Origin of the sequence: Methylobacterium ajmalii, assembly GCF_016613415.1 — a bacterium.
GTDB classification, from domain to species: domain Bacteria; phylum Pseudomonadota; class Alphaproteobacteria; order Rhizobiales; family Beijerinckiaceae; genus Methylobacterium; species Methylobacterium ajmalii.
This window is the reverse complement of the sequence record NZ_JACWCT010000181.1, coordinates 41,891-62,095: the sequence shown is the minus strand read 5'-3', so window position 1 is coordinate 62,095 and position 20,205 is coordinate 41,891. Positions and strand designations below refer to the sequence as shown.

Genomic DNA, 20,205 nt, shown 5'->3' with positions numbered 1-20,205 from the left:
AGGCGATCGAGACCGCCACCGTGCTGATCTCGCGGATCCGACCGGTGATCGCCCCGATCGCCGCCACCGCCTGATCCGTCACGCCCTGGATCTCGCCGATCTGCCCGGCGATCTCCTCCGTCGCCTTGGCGGTCTGGGTGGCGAGTTCCTTGACCTCGGCCGCCACCACGGCGAAGCCGCGCCCGGCCTCGCCGGCCCGCGCCGCCTCGATGGTGGCGTTGAGCGCGAGCAGGTTGGTCTGGCTGGCGATCGACGAGATCATCCCGACCATGTCGCCGATGCGGCCCGAGGTGGTGCGCAGGGCCTGGACGAGCTGGCCGGTCCTGTCGGCCTCGCCGACCGCCGCCTGGGCGAGGCCGGCCGAGCCCTGGACCTGGCGGCCGATCTCCTGGACCGAGGCGCCGAGCTCTTCGGCGGCGGCCGCGACCGTGCCGACATTCGAGGCGGCCTCCTCGGCGGCGGCCGCGACCGCGGTCGATTGCGAGGCGGTCTGGGTCGCGGTGGCGGTCATCGTGCCGGCGGTGGCCTGCAGCTCGGTGGCCGAGGACGACACCAGGCCGACGATCCCGCCGACCGCCCGCTCGAACCCGTCGGCCATCTGGCGCATGCCGGCCTTCCGCTGTTCCTCGGCGCTATTCCGCGCCAGGAGCGTCTCCTGCTCCAGTTGCCGCGTCCGGACCAGGTTGTCGCGGGACGACTCGACGGCGCCCGCGATGGCTCCGATCTCGTCGGTGCGGTCGGTATGGGGCACGTCGCCGTCCACGTCGCCGGCGGTCAGGCCGCGCATGCGCCGGATCAGGCGGTCGATGGGCCGCGTGATGCCGCCGACGACGTAGGCGGCGCCCGCAAGAGCGATCGCCAGGCCGAGGCAGCACAGGAGCCCGGTGAGCCAGAGGGCCCGCGAATAGATCGCCTGGGCCGCCAGCTGGGCGGCTTCGCCCCCCTTGACGTTGAGGGCCGTGCTGCGATCGAGGGCGGCCAGGGCCGCGTCGAAAGGCTGGCGCGAGGCCTGGAACAGCTCGCTCGAGGCACGCTGGTCCCTGGCCCGGGCGGCGGCCACGATCTTCGACCGCATCGCCAGGTATTCGTCCCAGTGCCGCCGGAACGTCGTCCAGAGGCCGCGCTCCTCGGCGTTCGAGATCAGTGTCTCGTAGCGGGATGCAACTTCATCGATGTTCTTGGCACGGCTCTCCGAGACGGCGTCGAGCTCGTTCACCGCCTCGGACGCCATGACGTATCGGGCGTCGACGAGGCGAAGTCGCGTCACCTTGTATTTGAGTTCACCCAATTCCCGGACGCTCGGCAACCAGTTCTCCGACAGATCGAGGGAGTTGGCGTTGACGGCGCGGAGCTGCGATCCCCCGACGACACCCTGCGCCAGCAGGCCGGCCGACAGGATGGCGATCAATCCGATCAAGATATGTGAGATCTTCAGCTTCATGGTACCGCTCGGTTGGTCGTCGATAGATTGTCGAAGAGGCATAAATATTTGTTTAATCATCCGGATCTTTAGGTAATTTAGGAATTATGTCCGGTACGGGCGCCTTGCGGGCCAACCTCTCTGGCTTCGGTGCCCGAGGCGACGGGATCCGGGCCACGAGCCACGGCCCCGCCTGCCGTGCATCCGCGCCGCGAAACCGGAAGGCCGCCCCGGTGTTGAGGTCGCGACGCTTCCCAACGGACAGGCCGATGACCAGAACCGCCCGCGCGCTCGCCACCATCCTCGGCCTCGCTCTCGGCCTCGCGGGTCCCGCCGCGGCCCAGACCGCCCGGGTGCCGCCGCCGAGCGACGCGGTCGGCGCGCCGGGCCCCGGCACCGGCACGAAGCCGCCGGCCTCGCGCCCGACCCGGAATCTTCCCGGCAACCCGAGCAGCACGTCGGTGCCCGGCACCAACCCGGGTGTCTGGATCGGCGGCAGCCCGACCGCGGGACCGCCCGGCAGCGGCGGTACGGCGGGCGGGCCGGCCGCGGGGAATCGGTGATTCACGGTCGCGTGTGAACGGAGGCCGCGTGATGCTGACGATCCACCACCTCGGTCGCTCGCAATCCGAGCGCATCCTCTGGCTGTGCGAGGAACTGGGCGTTCCCTACACCCTCGTCCGCTACGACCGCGACCCGGTCACCATCCTGGCGCCGCCGGACCTGCGGGCGCTGCATCCGCTCGGCGCGGCGCCGGTGATCGAGGAGGATGGGCTGGTGCTCGCCGAATCCGCCGCGATCGTCGAGTACATCGCGGTCAGGCACGGCGGCGGCCGGCTGCGGCTCGGGCCGGAGCACCCGGACTATGCCGCCTTCCTGTACTGGTTCCACTTCGCCAACGGCAATCTCCAGCCGGTCCTCGGCCGGACGATGATGGTCGGCCGCGTCGGGCTTCCCCCCGACCATCCGGTCCAGGCGGCGGTGCAGGGCCGCCTCGACCGGGTGATGGCGCTGGTCGAGGCGCGGCTCGCCGAGGTGCCGTACCTCGCCGGCCAGGAGTTCACGACGGCCGACATCATGAGCGTTTTTTCGCTCACCACGATGCGGCTGTTCCAGCCGGTCGATCTCGCGCCCTATCCGGCGATCCGCGCCTACCTGCAGCGCATCGGGGCCCGCCCCGCCTATCGCCGCGCCATGGAAAGGGGCGATCCCGGCTTTGCCCCGATGCTGACCTGAGGCGTCAGGCGTCGAGCCACTCGCGCAGCAGCGCGGCGGTCCCCTCCGGCCGCTCCAGCGGCGGGAGGTGGCCGCACTCGCTCAGGACGTGCAGGTGCGAGCCGGCGATGCCGGCATGGATCTCCTGCGCCAGGGCCGGGGGCGTCAGCACGTCGTCGGCGCCCACCGCCACCAGGGTCGGTACCCGGATCGTCGCGAGGGTCGGCCGGCTGTCCGGCCGGGCGAGGATCGCCCGCTGCTGGCGCAGGAAGGCTTCACCCCCGACCCGCTCGGCCATCGCCTTCACGGCGTCGCCGACCGGGCCGGCGACGTGCGAGGCGTGGACGAGCTTCGGCAGCAGGCGGGTCGTCACGCCGGCGAAGCGCCCGACCTTGATCTGCTCCATGCCCTGGCGCCGCAGCGCCGCGTGCGCCGCGTCCTCCGGCGCGGCGCCGGTGTCGAACAGGGCGAGCCGCGTCACCCGCTCGGGCGCCTGGCGCAGGATCTCGAAGGCGACGTAGCCGCCCATCGACAGGGCGACGAGACCGAAGCGCGGCGGCGCCGCGGCGAGCGCCCGGCGGGCCATCGCGGCGACGCTGTCGTCGAGGGTCAGGTCCGCCACCGCGGCCGCGCTGCGGTCGGCCAGGGCGGCGATCGGGCCGCGCCACAGGACGGCGTCGTTGAGGAGCCCGGGCAGGAACAGCAGCGGGCCGGAAGGGAAGGTCATGGGGGATTCCGTGGCCGCCCCCGGGACCCCGAGGGCGGCGTTCGCCGTCTTGCGATCTCTGGCTGATCGCGTCGCGAGGCAGACATCGGCTTTGCTCGGGCGCCGCGCCGGCTTGTGGCACGGATTCCGGAGGGCATCCTCCGAAAATCGCGTCAGTAGGAGCGCGGCATGCCCAGCACGTGCTCGGCGATGTAGGACAGGATCAGGTTCGTCGAGATCGGCGCCACTTGGTAGAGCCGGGTCTCGCGGAACTTGCGCTCGACGTCGTACTCTTCGGCGAAGCCGAAGCCCCCGAAGGTCTGGATGCAGGCGTTGGCCGCCTCGAACGAGGCGTCGGCGGCGAGCATCTTGGCCATGTTGGCCTCCGCCCCCGGATTGGCTCCGGCCTCGTAGAGCGCCAAGCCCTCCCGCACCATCAGCTCGGCGGCCCGCATGTTGGCGTAGGCCTTGGCGATCGGGAACTGGATGCCCTGGTTCTGGCCGATCGGCCGGCCGAACACCTGGCGCTCGCGGGCGTAAGCCGAGGCCTTGGCGATGAACCACTTGGCGTCGCCGACGCACTCGGCGGCGATCAGCAGCCGCTCGGCGTTCATGCCCGACAGGATGTAGCGAAAGCCCTTGCCCTCCTCGCCGACCAGGTTCTCGGCCGGCACCTCCATGTTGTCGAAGAACACCTCGCAGGAATTGTGGTTCATCATCGTGCGGATCGGCCGGATGGTCAGGCCGCGGCCGAGCACGGTGCGCATGTCGACGATGAAGGTCGAGAGGCCGTCGGTCTTCTTCGCCACCTGGTCGCGGGGCGTGGTGCGGGCGAGCAGAAGCATCAGGTCGGAATGCTCGGCCCGGCTGGTCCAGATCTTCTGGCCGTTGACGATGAACTTGTCGCCCTCGCGCCGCGCCGTGGTGCGGAGCGCGGTGGTGTCGGTGCCGCTCGTCGGCTCGGTGACGCCGAAGGCCTGGAGCCGCAGGCGGCCGGCGGCGATCTCCGGCAGGTAGCGCTCCTTCTGGGCCTGGGTGCCGTGCCGCAGCACGGTGCCCATCGTGTACATCTGGGCGTGGCAGGCCGCGCCGTTGCAGCCGGAGCGCTGCACCTCCTCGAGGATCGCGGCCGCCGCCGAGAGCGGCAGGCCCGAGCCGCCGTATTCCTCGGGGATCAGCACCGAGAGGTAGCCGGACTCGGTCAGCGCGTTCACGAAGTCCGTCGGGTAGGCGCGCTCGGTGTCGAGGCGGCGCCAGTACTCGTCGGGAAAGCGCGCGCAGAGCTTGGCGACCTCCTCGCGGATCTCCGGATGGCGCAGCGCGTCGGTCTCGGTCATTCGGGCGTCTCCTGCCTGCCGGGCCGCCGGGTGGGGATCCGGGGCGCCGGTCGTTCGCGACAGGTTTACACGGTCCGCCACCGTCCGTGTCATACCGTCGAGGCGTGCCTGCCATCGCGGCCGGCGTATCTCGCGGCGGTCAGAAGTCGGCGTGCAGCCGGGTGCCGAAGAAGTTCGCCGGGCCGCGGTCGCGGTTGTAGGCGGGGTTCACCACCAGCTGGTAGTTGAACGACACCGTCACGGCCTTGGTCAGGCTCAGCGCGTAGTAGGTCTCGAAGGCGCGCTCGGTGCCGTAGGTCAGGCGTCCGTCGCCGATCAGCAGGCCGAGGCCGCCGTTGGCGAAGTAGGCCCGGTGCGACGGCGACAGGCCGTTGATCGCCCCGCCGATCCCGACCGTGTCGCTCGGCCGCTCCCAGGCGGTGCCCTTCAGGGACAGGCCGCCCGAGACCGAGCGGTCGACGTCGGTGAAGGACAGGCTCTCGTTGCGCCCGTCCGAGACGCTCGCCCGGGCGAACAGGCCGAGATCCGGGGTGAGCGCCTGCTCGAGGTTGATGTAGGCGCCGGTCTTGCGCCGGGGCCGGCGGGTCGCGGCGGCCGCGTCGTTGATGTCGTCGTAGACGCCTCCCTGAGTCAGGTCGACGACCTGGCGATAGTTGGCGGTATTGCCGACGTTGCTGAACAGGCCGATGCGCAGCTTGCCCGGCTGGTCGAGGCCCGGCAGGACGTGGCGCTCCTCGAACTCGATGTTGGTGCCGGCGCGCTCGAAGACCCGCGGGTCGAGCACGTCGTTCGAGGGCTGCTTGGGTACCTGGGTGTAGGCGGCCCGGATCGCGAATTCCGGCCGGTTGTACTCGACCATCACGCCTTGCGTGAAGCCGGGGAGGTTCGCCGGGAAGTCCCAGGCCGAGGAGCCCCAGATCGACCAGTTCATGAAGTCGACCCGCGGGTCGTGGGCGTAGACGTTGCCGTCGAAGAAGTCGCCCAGCGCGAACTTGCCGGCCACCACCGAGATCCGCTCGACGTCGCGGGTCATCGCCACCTGGTTGACGCCGTCCGGCACGTCCTCGGTGGCGCCGCCCAGCCCGAAGGTCTGGCGGATGAAATAGCGGTTCGAGCGCAGCTTCGGGAACGGCGCGCCGGCCTTCTGGGCCTCGCCGTTGACGAAGCCGGCGACGCCGAGCGTCCTCGACAGGCCGAAGCCCTGCGAGAATTCCGGGTTGTAGTAGAGCTCGGTGCTGTCGGTCAGCTTCACGCCGAGGAACAGGGTCGCGGTGGTGGTGGACTGGACCTGGTTCGGCACCAGGCTGTTCTCGCCGCGATAGGGCGCGCGGAAGCCCGGTACCCCTTGCATCACGAAGGTGGTCTGGCCGTGGAAGGAATAGCGGCCGGTGTCGCGGCTGGCCGGCGCGTCCTCGGCCACCTCCGCCGGCCGCCTGAGGCCGTAGGGATACCAGGAGAGCCGCGCCATCATCTGGTGCGACGAGAACGCGGCCTGGGTGGCGACGGGGCCGAGCCCCGGCACCGCGCCGAGGTCGAAGCGGCCGGACCGACCGAGGTCGATGTAGCGGTAGTCGAGGCCGAGCGCGAGGTTGGGGGTGATGGCGTATTGCACGCCGGCCCCCAGGGTGAAGCCGAGGAAGGACAGGTCCTTGCGCGCCGTCGCCGTCGTGCCCGCGGCGGCGTCCGGGTAGGTCGCCAGCACCCGCGCGTCGGCGCCCGCAAGCCCGAAGGTTGCGTAGACGAGGTAGCTCTCGAACGCGTAGCCGAGGCGGGCGCGCAGTGCGCCATAGAGATCGGTCTTGGCGCGGATCACGCTGAAGGCCGGATCGACGTCCTCGTAGCCGAAGCCCAAAGCCGTCGAGGGGACCGGGCGCTTGAGGTTGGCGCCGTAGAGGTCGGCCTCGATCCCGTAGAGGTAGGGACCCGTCTGCCAGTTGTAGCCGCCGAACAGGCCGCCGACCGCCGTGGTGGCGGTGCGGCCCGCATCCGAGCGCCGCGTCGAGTCGCCGCTCTGGAAGGCCGGGATCGCCCGGCCGCCGACCGTGCTCGGCCCGAAGCGGTAATTGCCGAACGAGGCGCCGGCGCTGCCCTCGACGCCGAGATAGGGGCCCGACCAGTCGGTGTAGGTCGGCCCCTCCGCGGGCGCGGGCGCGGGAGGGCGCAGGTCGGCGGCCTGCGCCAGCCCGGCCCACAGGCCGAGCGCCACACCGAGTCCCGCTCCGCCCGCACGCCGCATCGCCGCTTCCCCTGCCGTTCCGGTGCCGGGTATAGCAATTGCTATATTCCTGGCAACCGGCCACGCTCGTCCGGGAAAGGCCTCTACGGTTTCCGTGACGGTATTGTCACGGTCCGGCGCCCTAGGCCGGTTACCCTACGCCGAGAGCGTCGTCAGGCGCCGAGCAGCCCGCGGCCCGCGAGGTTGCGCATCAGCGCCGCCGCCCCGAAGGTCCAGGGCTCGCAATCCTGGCAATGGCGCATCCGGTTGACCAGCGCCCCGAGCCCGGGGCTGCGGATCACCACCCGGTCGCCGACCTGGTGGGTGAAGCCCTGGCCCGGCGCGCCGCGATCCTCCACGGGGGCGAACATCGTGCCGAGGAAGAGCACCGCGCCGTCCGGGTACTGGTGGGTCCCGCCCATCATCGCCTCGACGAGGTCGGCCGGGTCGCGGCTGATCTCCGAGAGGGGCGAGGTGCCCGACAGCCGGAAGCCGTCCGCGCCCATCACCTCGAGGCTCACCACCGTGCGGCGGACGTCGTCGAGGGAGAAGCGATCGTCGAACAGGCGCACGAACGGCCCCAGCGCGCAGGAGGCGGCGTTGTCCTTGGCCTTGCCGAGCAGCAGGGCCGAGCGGCCCTCGAAGTCGCGCAGGTTGACGTCGTTGCCGAGGCTCGCCCCGACGATGCGCTGGTCGGAGGCGACCACCAGGGCGATCTCGGGCTCGGGGTTGTTCCACTGCGAGCCCGGATGCAGGCCGGCCTCCTGGCCGCAGCCGACCGCCGAGAGCGGCTGGGCCTTGGTGAAGATCTCGGCGTCCGGGCCGATGCCGACCTCGAGGTACTGGCTCCAGGCGCCCTGCGCCACCAGCACGGCCTTGAGCGCCATCGCCTCGGGCGAGCCGGGCTTCAGGCGCCGCAGGTCGTCGCCGACGAGGCGCCCGACCTCGAGGCGGATCGCCGCCGCGGCGTCCGGGTTGCCCCGCGCCCGCTCCTCGATCACCCGCTCCAGCATCGAGACCGCGAAGGTCACGCCGGCGGCCTTGACCGCCTGGAGGTCGATGGGGGCGAGGAGCCACGGCCGTGACGGGTCGCGGGTGTCCGGCGGGGTGTTGGCCAGCACCGCGTCGAGGGGGCCGAGCGTCTCGCCCGTGGCGGCCCGCAGGGCGCCCGCCGGATCGGCCGCCTCGCACAGGTCGCGGACCGTCGGGAAGGCGCGGGTGACGTCGACGAGCTCGGGCGCGCCCGACGCGCCGTCGCGCACGGCGACGACGCTCGGGCCGTTCAGCTCCGGCCGCCAGACGCGGCCGGCGAGCGCCCCGGCACAGCCGTCCTCCGGCAGGATGGCGCGGGCGTCGAAGGCATCGAGGATCGGCTGCATGGGTGTCTCCTCCCGGCCGGCTCCCGTTCGGCGGGGCGCAGCATGGGGAGAGACCTAAGCCGATCGGCCGCGGCGGGGAAGCGCGGAAGACGCCGGATCGTCCGGATCCATGTGCCTGCCTCCGGGATCCCCCGCGGCGAGGGGCGTCAGGCCGCGTCCGGCCGGCAGGCCAGGACATGGCGGAGCGCCTCGTCCAGGGGGGCGGGGCGGCCCAGGTGGTAGCCCTGCACGAAGGGGCAGCCGAGGCTCCGCAGCATCGCGAGGTCCTCGGCGGTCTCGATGCCCTCGGCCACCACCTCGAGGCCGAGGGCACGGCCGAGGCCGAGCACCGCCTGGACCAGCCCGCGCTTGTCGTCGGAGTCCGCCAGGCCGGTGACGAGGCTGCGGTCGATCTTCACCCGGCCGGCCCGCAGGTGGCGCAGCGAGGCCAGCGACGAGTAGCCGATGCCGAAATCGTCGAGCGCGACGCCGATGCCGGCCCGCGACAGGGCGAGGAGCTTGCCCTGCACCGCCTCGATGTCGAGGGCGGTCTCCTCGGTGATCTCGATCTCGAGCATCGCCGGCGGCAGGCCGAGCGCCCGCAGGCGCTCGAGCACGATCTCGTCGACCGGGACCTGCACCATCTCCCGCGGCGACACGTTCATCGCCACCCGCACGCCCTGGACCCCGCCGGCGCGCAGGGCCTGGAGCGCGCCGCAGACCTGCTCCAGGATGACGCGCAGGAGCGATTCGGTCAGCCCCGCCCGGGCGGCGGCCGCGACGATCTCGCCCGGCGGGACCCAGCCGTGGACCGGGTGGTACCAGCGCACCAGGGCCTCGAGGCCCGCCACGGTGCGGCCGCCCTCGCCGAAGATCGGCTGGAACCAGACCGCGACGCCGGTCTCGGCGAGCGCGTGCGACAGGTCTCGCTCGCAGTCGCGGCGCAGCTCGATGCGGCCGCGCAGGCTCTCGTCGAAGATCCGGAAGCGGTTGCGCCCGGCGGCCTTGGCGGCGTGCAGCGCCTCGTCGGCGCAGGTCAGCATCTGGGTCAGGTCGGGCCCGTGGGCGTGGCACAGCCCGGCGCTGATGCCGAGCCGCCCGGCATCCAGCCCGTCGAAGGGCTCGACCGCCGCCTTGATCAGGGCCGCCGCGAGGTCGGCGGGCGGCAGGGCGGCGGACGGGTCGTAGAGGACCGCGAACTCGTCGCCGCCGAAGCGGGCCGCCAGGGCCTCCGGCGGCAGGCTGCGGCGCAGGCGCCGGGCCACCTCGACCAGCACCCGGTCGCCGGTGGTATGGCCGTAGACGTCGTTGACCGACTTGAAGCCGTCGAGGTCGAGGAGCATCAGGCACGGCGCCGGGCCGGGGCGCTGGATCCGCTCCTCCGCCGCCAGGGCGAAGCCGGCGCGGTTGTTGAGGCCGGTGAGCACGTCGTGGGTGGCGCGCCGCCGCATCTCCTCGGCGAGGATCGAGGCGGCCGCATGGGCCTCCTGGCGCGAGCGCGCGAGCGCCGTGGCCTCGTTCTTGAGCCGGCTGGTGCGGCGGAAGGTGCGCTCGGTCTCGGCCGCATTGCGCAGGAGCGCCGCGAGGTAGAGCAGCACCGTGAAGGCGAGGCAGGTACGGTCGAAGCCGCCGGCCCAGGCGAGGCAGCCCGCCGCGGTCAGCAGCGGCGGCGTGATGAAGCCCGTGGGGATGGCCGCGAAGGCCGTGCCGTGCGCGACCGCGCCCGAGGTGATGCCGCAGGTCACGATGAGGTAGAACAGCGTCTCGGGCGCGGTGTAGCCGGCGCACAGGAGCGGCACCAGGGACCAGACCACGCCCGACAGCAGGGCCGCCAGGGTGGCGAGGCGCAGGTGCCGGTCGACCGAGCGCGCCGCATCCTCGGCCTGCTCGGGCGCCTCGCCGGCCGCGAGGCCCTGGCAGGGCGCCCGGCACAGGCCGACGCGGATCAGGTTCACGGCCGACGAGACCGCGAACCAGGCGAGGCCGGCCTGCCCGTTCCCGGCATGCCAGGCCACCAGGGCGCTGGCGGCGCCGAGCAGCGCGTTCACCAGCATGGCGGGCTGGACGCTGCGCCGGACCGATTCGAGCTGGTCGCGTCGGATCGATGACCGCAGGTCGGTGTCGTCGCTCGCGGGCAACATGTCGGAGCCTGCTTCCTGGCTGCCTGTTCCTGACATGACCCCTCGGCGCGTCAGTGTGCTTCCCTTAGCGGTCGCAGGTAAAGAATCGTTGACGGCGGGATACGTCAACCCGCCCATTACGCGCAGTTCGCCCGACGCGACGGAACGTCGGCCGAGCCTGGCCGTTGAATTCGCGCTGCAGAGCGGAGGAGGGAATATGCGGAACGTGGCGAAGGCGGCCGTGGTGGTGGCCGTGACGCTGATGGGCGCCGGGGCGGCCGAGGCCAAGGGCTGCATCAAGGGTGCGATCATTGGCGGCGTGGCCGGCCATTACTTGGCCGAGCGCGGCGTGGTCGGGGCCGTGGCCGGCTGCCTCGCGGGCCGGGCGCTGGCCAAGCGGCGCGACCAGCAGCGCGACGTCGATTATGGCGCCCGCGTCGGACCCCGCGACGGCTACGCGCCGCGCCGGAACTACAGCTACTGACGGATACCCGTCCCGGGCCGGCCCGTGCCGCCCGGGATCGACACCGCGCGCCGGCGCGGCGATCGGTCCCGTGCCGGCGGCGCCGGCCGCCCCATCTGATCGCGCATTCCTCCCGCCGTCCGGATGCGCATGGCCGTCTTCTTCACCGCCGACACGCATTTCGGCGACACCCACATCCTGCGCCAGCGCGGCCGCCTGTTCGCCTCCATCGCGGAGCACGACGAGACGCTGGTGGCGAACTGGAACGCGGCGGTGGGCCCCGACGACGAGGTCTGGCACGTCGGCGACTTCGCGGCCCATGCCGAGCGGTCGCATTGCGCGACGATCTTCGCCCGGCTGAACGGCATCAAGCGCCTGGTGCGCGGCAACCACGACAGCAACCGCGTCCTCGACCTGCCCTGGGCCGATCCGCCGGTGGAGAGCGTCCGCGTCATCCTGCGGGAGGAGGGGCGCGAGTGGCGCCTCTTCCTGGCGCATTACGCCCACCGCGCCTGGCCGGGCCTGTGGCGCGGCACCCGCCACCTCTACGGCCACACCCACGGCACGCTGCCCGACACCACCCGCTCCTGCGACGTCGGGGTCGATGCCTGGGACTACCGGCCGGTGGGCCTGGCGGCGCTCGCCGCGCGCCAGGACGCCGCGACTCTGGTGCCGGAGGAGCTGGCGCGGGACGGCGCGACCGGTCGGAAGCCGGAGGAATGACGTCTCGATCCGTCGCACCCACGAACTCATCCTGAGGTGCCGGCGATCTGTGATCGGCCGGCACCTCAGGATGAGGTTTCGGTTGGGATGAGCGGGGGGCCGAACGGCTCCCCGGCTCCACTCAGCCGCCGATGTTGTAGGCCGCCAGCGCCGCCATGTTGACGATGTCGGAATCGGTCGCGCCGAGCGGGACGATCTGCACCGCCTTGTCGAGGCCGACGATCAGCGGCCCGAGCACCTGGGCGCCGCCGAGCTCCTGCAGCATCTTGGTGGAGATGGCCGCCGAGTGGAAGGCGGGCATCACCAGCACGTTGGCCGGCTGCTTGAGGCGGCTGAACGGGTACTGGGCGAGCAGGTCCTTGTTCAGTGCGACGTCGGCCGCCATCTCGCCGTCGTACTCGAAGTCGACCCGCATCCCGTCGAGGATGCGCACCGCCTCCTGCACCTTCTCGGCGCGCTCGGCCTTGGGGAAGCCGAAGGTCGAGAACGACAGCATCGCCACCCGCGGCTCGTAGCCGAGGCGGCGTGCCACGCCCGCCGCCTCGATGGCGATGCCGGCGAGTTCCTCGGCGCTCGGCATCTCGTGGATCGCGGTGTCGGCCACCAGCACCACCCGGCCGCGGGCGAGGCAGAGCGAGACGCCGATCACCCGGTGGCCGGGCTTGTGGTCGATGACCCGGCGCACGTCCTCGAGCGCGATCGAGTAGTTGCGGGTGGTGCCGGTCACCATCGCGTCGGCGTCGCCGAGCGCCACCATCGAGGCGGCGAAGTGGTTGCGGTCCTGGTTGATCAGGCGCTGGCAGTCGCGGAACAGGTAGCCCTTGCGCTGCATCCGGGCATACAGGAACTGTGCATAGACGCTGTTGCGGTCCGACTTCGCGGCGTTGTGGATCTCGATGTTGTCGCGACCGGCGAGATCGATGCCGGCGGCCTCGGCATTGGCCATCACCCGGTCCTCGCGGCCGACCAGGATCGCGGTGCCGAGGCCCTGGTTGACGAAGGAGATCGCGGCGCGGATCACCACCTCCTCCTCGCCCTCGGCGAAGACGACGCGCTTGGGGTACTTGCGCACCCGCTCGAACACCCGGTTCAGCGTGCCGGCGACGGGGTCGCGCCGGGCCGAGAGCTGGGCCCGGTAGCGGTCCATGTTGTCGATCGGCTTGCGGGCGACGCCGGTCTCCATCGCGGCCTTCGCCACCGCCGGCGGGATGGTGAAGATGAGGCGCGGGTCGAACGGCACCGGGATGATGTATTCGCGCCCGAAGCGCGGCCGCGTGCCCTGGTAGGCCGCCGCCACCTCGTCCGGCACGTCCTCGCGGGCGAGCGCCGCGAGCGCCTGCGCCGCCGCGATCTTCATCTCCATGTTGATCGTGGTCGCGTGCACGTCCAGCGCGCCGCGGAAGATGTAGGGGAAGCCCAGAACGTTGTTGACCTGGTTGGGGTAGTCCGAGCGCCCCGTCGCCACGATGGCGTCGTCGCGGACCTGCGCCACCTCCTCGGGGGTGATCTCCGGGTTCGGGTTCGCCATTGCGAAGATGATCGGCTGCGGCGCCATCGAGGCGATCATCTCAGGGGTGAAGGCGCCCTTGACCGAGAGGCCGAACACGATGTCGGCGCCCTCGAGCGCCTCCGAGAGCGTGCGCTTGTCGGTGGCGACGGCGTGGGCCGACTTCCACTGGTTCATGCCCTCGGTGCGGCCCTGGAACACCACGCCCTTGGTGTCGCACAGGATCACGTTCTCGGAGCGGAAGCCGAGCGCCTTGACGAGCTCGATGCAGGCGATGCCGGCCGCGCCCGCGCCGTTGACGACGAGGCGGGCCTCGGAAATGTCGCGGCCGGTGAGGTGCAGGGCGTTGATGATGCCCGCCGCCGAGATGATCGCGGTGCCGTGCTGGTCGTCATGGAAGACCGGGATGTCCATCAGTTCCCGCAGGCGCTCCTCGATGATGAAGCACTCGGGGGCCTTGATGTCCTCCAGGTTGATGCCGCCGAAGGTGGGCCCAAGGTAGCGCACGCAGTTGATGAACGCCTCGGCATCCTCCGTTTCGACCTCGAGGTCGAAGGAATCGATGTCGGCGAAGCGCTTGAACAGGACCGCCTTGCCCTCCATCACGGGCTTGGAGGCGAGCGCGCCGCGATTGCCGAGGCCGAGGATCGCGGTTCCGTTCGAGATCACCGCCACGAGGTTGCCCTTGGCGGTGTAGTCGTAGGCGAGCGCCGGATCGTCCGCGATGGCGAGAACCGGCACGGCGACGCCCGGCGAGTAGGCGAGCGACAGGTCGCGCTGCGTCGCCATCGGCTTCGTCGCCACGACCTCGAGCTTGCCCGGGCGACCCTGCTGGTGGAACTGCAGCGCCTCCTGGTCGGTGAAGGTCGGGCGCTTGCCGCGGGTGACGGGGCGGGACTCGCTCATGCCAGGCTCTTCTCGTGCGACCAGGGTCATACTCTGGGGGAACCGTCCCTTAGGGCCATGATCCGGCCGGCTCAAGCGGCGCCGGAGCGCTAAACCGTGTCGGTCCGCGATTTTAAACCGGGGACGACCATCCCCATCATCCCCGCTGTGCCGGTCTGGAGCGTGGCCGTCGGCCTCTGTTAGTCTGCCCGACCACGATGCCGCGGACCCGACAGCCCCCCGATCTCATGACGATGGACAGCGATACCGGCCGCCTCATACGCAGCGAGGCCTACGAGCCCGCCGACGAGGCGCCCCCGGCCCCCGCCCGCGGCCGGCGCCCTGCCGCGCCCGACGACGAGACCAAGGTCTCGCCGATGATGGCGCAGTACCTCGAGATCAAGGCGGCGAACCCCGATTCCCTGCTGTTCTACCGCATGGGGGACTTCTACGAGCTGTTCTTCGAGGATGCCGAGATCGCCTCGCGGGCGCTCGGCATCGTGCTCACCCGCCGCGGCAAGCACGGCGGCGCCGACATCCCGATGTGCGGCGTGCCGGTCGAGCGCTCCGACGACTACCTCCAGCGGCTGATCGGGCTCGGCCACCGGGTCGCGGTCTGCGAGCAGACCGAGGACACGGCCGAGGCCAAGAAGCGCGGCTCGAAATCGGTGGTGCGGCGCGAGGTCGTGCGCCTCGTCACTCCCGGCACCATCACGGAAGACCGCCTGCTCGATCCCGGCCGGGCCAACGTGCTCCTGGCGCTCGCCCGCCGGCGCGCCTCGGATGCTGCCTGGACCTACGGGCTCGCCGCCGTCGACATCTCGACCGGGCGCTTCTCGCTCGGCGAGGTCGAGGGGCCCGGCCTCGCCGCGGAGATCGCCCGGCTCGACCCGCGCGAGATCGTGATGGGCGAGGCGATCCACCAGGATCCCGAGATCGCCCGGCTGTGGCGCGAGACCCGGGCCGCCGTCACGCCGGTCGGGCGCGGCGACGTCGATCCGGCCTCGGCCGAGCGGGCGATCAAGGAGCAGTTCGGCGTCCAGACCCTCGACGGGTTCGGCGCCTTCAGCCGGGTCGAGATCGCGGCGGCGGGCGCCGTGCTGCACTACATCGCCCGCACCCAGCTCGGCGCGAAGGTGACGTTGAGCCCGCCGACCCGCCAGGCGGCGGGCGCCAGCCTGATGATCGACGCGGCGACGCGCCAGAACCTCGAACTCACACGCACCCTGTCGGGCGAGCGCGCAGGCAGCCTGCTGGCCGCCATCGACCGCACGGTCGGGGGCGCCGGGGCGCGGCTTCTCGCCGAGCGGCTGGCCGGCCCCTCGACCGACCTCGCGCTGATCCGGCGCCGGCACGACGCGGTCGCGTTCCTGGTCTCCGAGGGGCCGTTGCGGGCCGAATTGCGGGCCGAGCTGGCGCGCGCGCCCGACATGGCCCGGGCGCTCACCCGCATCGGCCTCGGCCGGGCCGGGCCCCGCGACCTCGCGGCTCTGCGCGACGGGCTGATGGCCGCCCGCGGCATCGCGACGGCGCTCGCCGGGGCCGGCGCGCTGCCGGGCGAGATCGGCAAGGCCGCCCGCATCCTCGCCGGGCTCGACGAGGGGCTGGCCGACGACCTGTCCGCCGCGCTCGCCGACGACCTGCCGCTGCAGCGCCGCGACGGCGGCTTCGTGCGCGAGGGCTACCGGGCCGAACTCGACGAATCCCGCACCCTCCAGCGCGATTCGCGCCAGGTCGTCGCCGGTCTCCAGTCCCGCTACGCGACCGAGACCGGCTGCCGGACGCTCCGGATCAAGCACAACAACCTGCTCGGCTACTTCATCGAGGTGCCGCAGGCCTTCGGCGAGACCCTGCTGAAGGACCCCTGGCGCGCCACGTTCGTCCATCGCCAGACGATGGTGGACGCGATGCGCTTCACCAGCGTGGAACTGGGCGAACTGGAAACGAAGATCGCCAATGCCGCCGGGCGCGGGCTCGCCCTCGAGCTCGAGGTCTTCGAGAGCCTGTCGGCGTCCGTGATGGCACAGGCCGACGCGATCGTGGCGGCGGCAAGCGCGCTCGCGGCGCTGGACGTCGCGGCCTCGCACGCGGAGCTCGCCGTCGAGCTGAACTGGACCCGGCCGGTGGTCGACGACGGCCTCGCCTTCCGGATCGAGGGCGGGCGCCACCCCGTGGTCGAGGCGGCGCTGACCAAGGCCGGCGAGGCCTTCATCGCCAATGCCTGCGACCTGTCGGGGCGCGAGGCCGGTCAGATCCTCCTCGTCACCGGCCCGAACATGGGCGGCAAGTCGACCTTCCTGCGCCAGAACGCGCTCATCGCGGTGCTGGCCCAGATGGGCGCCTTCGTGCCGGCGATCTCGGCCCATCTCGGCCTCGTCGACCGGCTCTTTTCCCGCGTCGGCGCCGCCGACGACCTGGCGCGCGGCCACTCGACCTTCATGGTCGAGATGGTCGAGACCGCGGCGATCCTCAACCAGGCGACGCGCCGCTCCCTCGTCGTGCTCGACGAGATCGGGCGCGGCACCGCGACCTTCGACGGCCTCTCGATCGCCTGGGCCTGCCTGGAGCACCTGCACGGCACGAACGGCTGCCGGGCGCTGTTCGCCACCCATTTCCACGAGCTGACGGGGCTGGCCCAGCGTCTGGAGCGGCTCTCCAACGCCACCCTCAAGGTGACCGAGTGGAAGGGCGACGTGGTGTTCCTGCACGAGGTGGTGCCGGGCGCGGCCGACCGCTCCTACGGTCTCCAGGTCGCGCGCCTCGCCGGCCTGCCGGCTCCGGTGATCGCCCGCGCCAAGGCGCTGCTCGCCGAGCTGGAGAAGGGGGAGGGCGGCTCCGGACGGCGGAAGGCCCCGGCCGAGCTGCCGCTCTTCGCCGCGATGCCGGCCGCCCCGCCCCCGGCCCCGCCGCCGGTCGAGACGCCCGACCCGGTCGGGCGCCTCCTCGACGGGATCGACCCCGACGCGCTGAGCCCGCGCGAGGCGCTCGACGCGCTCTACCGGCTCAAGGCGGCGCGGGCGGAGGGGTAGGGGCGGGGCGCGGGCGGTCCTCGCGGCGCACCCCGCCGTTCCTCGAGCCGTCAGGCGGCGCGCGTCTCGCGTCGCCCGGCCCGGTGATGCGCGATCCCCTCGGCGATGACCTTCGCGTAGCGGCCGAAGGCGTTGCCCTCCGGCAGGAGGAGGCGCGGGATCGCCAGCTCGCATTCGAGCAGGCGGAGGCGGCCGTCGGCGTCCTGGAGCCCGTCGATGCGGGAAAACCAGAGCGGGCCGTAGCGCCGTTCGAGCGCGTCGTTCACCCCCGTCGCCCAGCGTTCCTCCGCGGGGCTCGGGGTCCAGCGATGGTTCCGGCCGCCCAGCCGCTCGTGCGCCCACCAGCCTCCCTGGTCGCCGACGGTCTTGCGCACGACGTGGCTCAGGCTTCCGCCGAGGAACACGAAGGACAGCTCGCCGAAATCGAGGACGGAGGACAGGAACGGCTGCACGATCAGCTCGTGCGTCCGGGCCAGCGCGGCCATCTCGGCCTGTCTCGGGAACCCGCCCTCGGCGAGGACGAAGTGGTGCTCGTCCAGCGCCGGACCGCGCCGGGACACCCGGATGGTGTTCCAGGAGCCCGACGACACGGTCGGCTTGACGACGACGTCGTCCCAGCCGGCCTCCTCCATCGTCCGGACCACGTCGAAGGCGGAGCCCCTGGCGATCCAGCGGGTGGGAACGAGGTCGATCCCGTCCTGCGCGAGCTTTCGCAGGTAGCGTCCCTTGTCGAGGGCATCGAGGACCAGCGGCAGGGGGTTGGCCAGCGGAACCGGACCGTTCGGTGCAGCCAAGAGCCGCTCGTGGACGTGCTCCACGCGCTCCTGGAAGCGCGGCTCCTTGTGGTACCACCGGCACATGCGCAGGTTCACGAGATCGATCTCGCCGAGATCGAGCGTGTCGAACGCGTCGAGATGGACCATCCGCGCCGCCACGCCCTCGGCGCGAAGGGCCTCCTCCACCGCGGGATATTCGAGGTGGGGCGCGCCGAGGCTCAGGTAGAGGGCCTTACGCATGGGAGCCCCCCGCGTTGTTCGTCAGGTCGGTGGAGAGGGGCGAGGATTTCCCGACGGTCTTCGGCGACAGCCGCATCAGGAGCTTGCGCCGGCCGGTATCGGCGGCGTCGTAGACGTAGCCGAAGGCGAAGCAGGCCAGAAGGCCGAGCGGGCGCAGCCTGATGACCCAGTCGAGCTTGGTGTTGATCGCGACCGGCAGCCGGTCGAACCACGTCGCCGTCCCGGCGGGACGCTGCGCGGCCGGCTCGACGAGGTCGCGGGCGCTGATGTCGAGCACCTGTCCGTGCCGGGCGAAGGGCAGCCGCCAGATCCACGGCAGCGGCGCCGTGACCGACAGGACGCTCTTGAGCGGGGGAGGGACGATGCCGTGGCGCTGGCGCCAGCGCGCCCGTTCGGCGATCCTGCCCTGCAGGAAGCGCTGGAGACGCTGCACCCGTTCGGGCGACAGGCCGAGCCAGTAGGGCGAGCGCGAGTAGAACAGGCGGCGTTCCACGTCGCGCCGGAGCCGTTCGAGCGCCGGGGTCTCCCGGTCCGAATGGCCTTCGGTGCGCACCAGCCAATGCGTCAGCTTGGCCCGCGTGCTGCCCATGCACCAGAAGATCGCCATGTCGAGGATGTGGGACAGAAGGAAGAAGCGCGAATCCTCGATCGCGGGCGTGTACTTCTCGCGCACCATGTTGCGCATCATCGCCCAGTCCTGCCGCGTCGCCTCGTTGATGCGGTCGATGTAGGCGTCGTCGATCTCGCCGGTCTTGACCTGCCGCTCCATCACGTTGGCGATGTGCCAGCTCGAGACCAGCGCCAGCGCGATGCCCTGGCTGTAATAGGCGTCGATGATGCTGCCGGCATCCCCGGCCATGGCGTAGCGTTTGGCGCTGACGAACCGGTCGGTCCAGTGCTGGACCTGGCGATAGGCCTGGAACTCGAGCAGCGTCTCCTCGCCGATGATCCCGTCGAGCACCGGATGGCGGCGGATCAGGGCCCAGAACTGCTCGCGCAGCGTTCCCTCGACGGGCGTGCGGCGCAGGTCGAAGGTCACGCCGACGCTGATCCGGTTCTGCGAGAGACGGATGACCCAGATCCAGTAGCCGACGCCCCACAGGTGGACGGTGTAGAGGTCGCGCGGCGTCCGCTGGCCCGAGGCGAGCAGCGCGGTCCAGCGCTCGTCGAACTTGGCGTCGTCGACGTGGGAGAACTGGCCCCAGGCCGCGGAGGTCTGGAACCCGTCGTCCATCTCCTGCCGTTCCGCCCGGTGGTCGAGCTTGCGGGCCAGCAGGCGGTTGCGCCCCGAGCAATCCATCACCCAGCCGGCTTCCAGGGGCGACGGGTACTTGTCGCCGGCGAGCGTCAGGCGATGCGGGGCGTCGGTCTCGGAGAGATCGATCGCCTCGACGCGGACGTCGTCGAGGAACCGGATGCCGGGGTGTCGGCGGACGGCGTCGCGCATCGCGGCCTCGGCGTCCGGCCGCGCGATCTGCATGTCGAGGAACATGCAGCGGAACCACTTCTTGTCGGGGGCGTGGTCGAAGAGATAGTGCGGCGGATGCGGGTCGGCGTTGACCGCCCACTCGGTCGTTCCGGAGAATTCCGTCTTGTGCTCCGCGCCGGCGGTGAACCAGACGCCGAGCTTGATGAACGATTCCTCGGAGATGAAGTGGTCCAGCTCGCCGACGGTCCGCAGGAAGGCGCTCGTGAACACCAGGAAGGATTCGCCGACCTTGTAGCTGTCCTTCCGGCTCTCGACGTTGTCGACGAGCGTCACCGTCAGGCCGCGCTTGGCGAATTGCAGCGCGTTGGTCAATCCGACGATGCCGGCGCCGACGACGACGACATTACTGTAGGTCTCGCACCTGGAGTTTTTCTCGTGCCCGGAGGCTGGCGTCGCTTGAGCGGAACGAAAGTTTACTGAGGTAGGCATCGGCTACACTCCGTCGACAATGTCGTTCAGGGCGCCGCCCGCCAGGCGGCGTTCGGGGCGGGCGGCGGTGCGCGTACGCGCCGTCGCCCGCCGGCTCTGCGACCCCTGGCGCATCGGCCGGGACACGGCCCGGCCTTCGTCGGGGCGGGGTGCGCCGACGTCCTCGCGCCGCCAAGTTGCGGGTCGTCGAGAGATGGTAAAGGCCAGCATTTGAAGTTTTTATGACGATGTCAAAGTCGAATATGCGCTTTTTACTACCCGAGGTTGATCTATTTACCTAAGGGAAACAAAAT

General features: G+C 71.5%; 14 protein-coding genes. 5 read left to right on the top strand and 9 right to left on the bottom strand.

The features are described 5' to 3' along the window. Positions 1-1,441 (bottom strand): methyl-accepting chemotaxis protein (locus HPY23_RS31290; protein ID WP_200649729.1); only part of this gene is annotated, 1,441 nt, incomplete at its 3' end. Between the two features lie 248 nt (positions 1,442-1,689). Between HPY23_RS31290 and HPY23_RS31285 the strand changes: the two genes are divergently transcribed. Both HPY23_RS31285 and HPY23_RS31280 read left to right on the top strand, forming a co-directional pair. Further along, positions 1,690-1,983: a hypothetical protein gene (locus HPY23_RS31285; RefSeq protein WP_091889223.1), complete on the top strand. Its 294-nt coding sequence runs from the start codon at positions 1,690-1,692 to the stop codon at positions 1,981-1,983. Positions 1,984-2,014: 31 nt separating this feature from the next. Further along, positions 2,015-2,656 carry a glutathione S-transferase family protein gene (locus HPY23_RS31280; protein WP_091889225.1) on the top strand — a complete coding sequence of 214 codons (642 nt, stop codon included), beginning with the start codon at positions 2,015-2,017 and terminating at the stop codon, positions 2,654-2,656. Positions 2,657-2,660: 4 nt separating this feature from the next. Here the strand turns inward: HPY23_RS31280 and HPY23_RS31275 are convergent, their stop codons facing one another. The 5 genes from HPY23_RS31275 to HPY23_RS31255 form a co-directional block, all read right to left on the bottom strand. Continuing rightward, on the bottom strand, positions 2,661-3,362 hold the full coding sequence (locus tag HPY23_RS31275; RefSeq protein ID WP_060849829.1) for an alpha/beta fold hydrolase: 702 nt from the start codon (positions 3,360-3,362) through the stop codon (positions 2,661-2,663). A 152-nt stretch (positions 3,363-3,514) separates the two neighbouring features. Further along, positions 3,515-4,678, bottom strand: a complete 1,164-nt coding sequence (locus tag HPY23_RS31270) for an acyl-CoA dehydrogenase family protein (protein ID WP_060849830.1) — start codon at positions 4,676-4,678, stop codon at positions 3,515-3,517. A 139-nt stretch (positions 4,679-4,817) separates the two neighbouring features. Further along, entirely contained in the window at positions 4,818-6,914 is a 2,097-nt protein-coding gene (locus HPY23_RS31265) for a carbohydrate porin (protein ID WP_091889227.1), read from the bottom strand. Between the two features lie 152 nt (positions 6,915-7,066). Further along, positions 7,067-8,272 carry a fumarylacetoacetate hydrolase family protein gene (locus HPY23_RS31260; protein ID WP_060849832.1) on the bottom strand — a complete coding sequence of 402 codons (1,206 nt, stop codon included), beginning with the start codon at positions 8,270-8,272 and terminating at the stop codon, positions 7,067-7,069. 146 nt (positions 8,273-8,418) lie between these two features. Beyond that, positions 8,419-10,392: a putative bifunctional diguanylate cyclase/phosphodiesterase gene (locus HPY23_RS31255; protein WP_091889229.1), complete on the bottom strand. Its 1,974-nt coding sequence runs from the start codon at positions 10,390-10,392 to the stop codon at positions 8,419-8,421. A 196-nt stretch (positions 10,393-10,588) separates the two neighbouring features. On the opposite strand from HPY23_RS31255, the gene HPY23_RS31250 reads away from it, so the two are divergent. Both HPY23_RS31250 and HPY23_RS31245 read left to right on the top strand, forming a co-directional pair. Further along, positions 10,589-10,855 carry a hypothetical protein gene (locus HPY23_RS31250; RefSeq protein WP_060849834.1) on the top strand — a complete coding sequence of 89 codons (267 nt, stop codon included), beginning with the start codon at positions 10,589-10,591 and terminating at the stop codon, positions 10,853-10,855. A gap of 129 nt (positions 10,856-10,984) precedes the next feature. Further along, positions 10,985-11,557 (top strand): metallophosphoesterase, encoded by a 573-nt coding sequence (locus HPY23_RS31245; protein WP_091889231.1) that lies wholly within the window; start codon positions 10,985-10,987, stop codon positions 11,555-11,557. Between the two features lie 121 nt (positions 11,558-11,678). On the opposite strand, the gene HPY23_RS31240 is transcribed toward HPY23_RS31245, so the two are convergent. Further along, positions 11,679-13,970, bottom strand: coding sequence for an NADP-dependent malic enzyme (locus HPY23_RS31240; protein ID WP_060849836.1), 2,292 nt, complete (start codon positions 13,968-13,970; stop codon positions 11,679-11,681). 227 nt (positions 13,971-14,197) lie between these two features. Here HPY23_RS31240 and mutS point away from each other — a divergent pair, with 227 nt between their 5' ends. Beyond that, entirely contained in the window at positions 14,198-16,978 is a 2,781-nt protein-coding gene (gene mutS, locus HPY23_RS31235; RefSeq protein WP_091889233.1) for a DNA mismatch repair protein MutS, read from the top strand. 50 nt (positions 16,979-17,028) lie between these two features. Here mutS and HPY23_RS31230 read toward each other — a convergent pair whose 3' ends face one another. Next, entirely contained in the window at positions 17,029-17,994 is a 966-nt protein-coding gene (locus HPY23_RS31230; RefSeq protein WP_091889235.1) for an ATP-grasp domain-containing protein, read from the bottom strand. Further along, positions 17,987-19,912, bottom strand: a complete 1,926-nt coding sequence (locus HPY23_RS31225; protein ID WP_200601885.1) for an NAD(P)/FAD-dependent oxidoreductase — start codon at positions 19,910-19,912, stop codon at positions 17,987-17,989. Before HPY23_RS31225 ends, HPY23_RS31230 begins: the two co-directional genes overlap by 8 nt. Between the last annotated feature and the right edge of the window lie 293 nt (positions 19,913-20,205).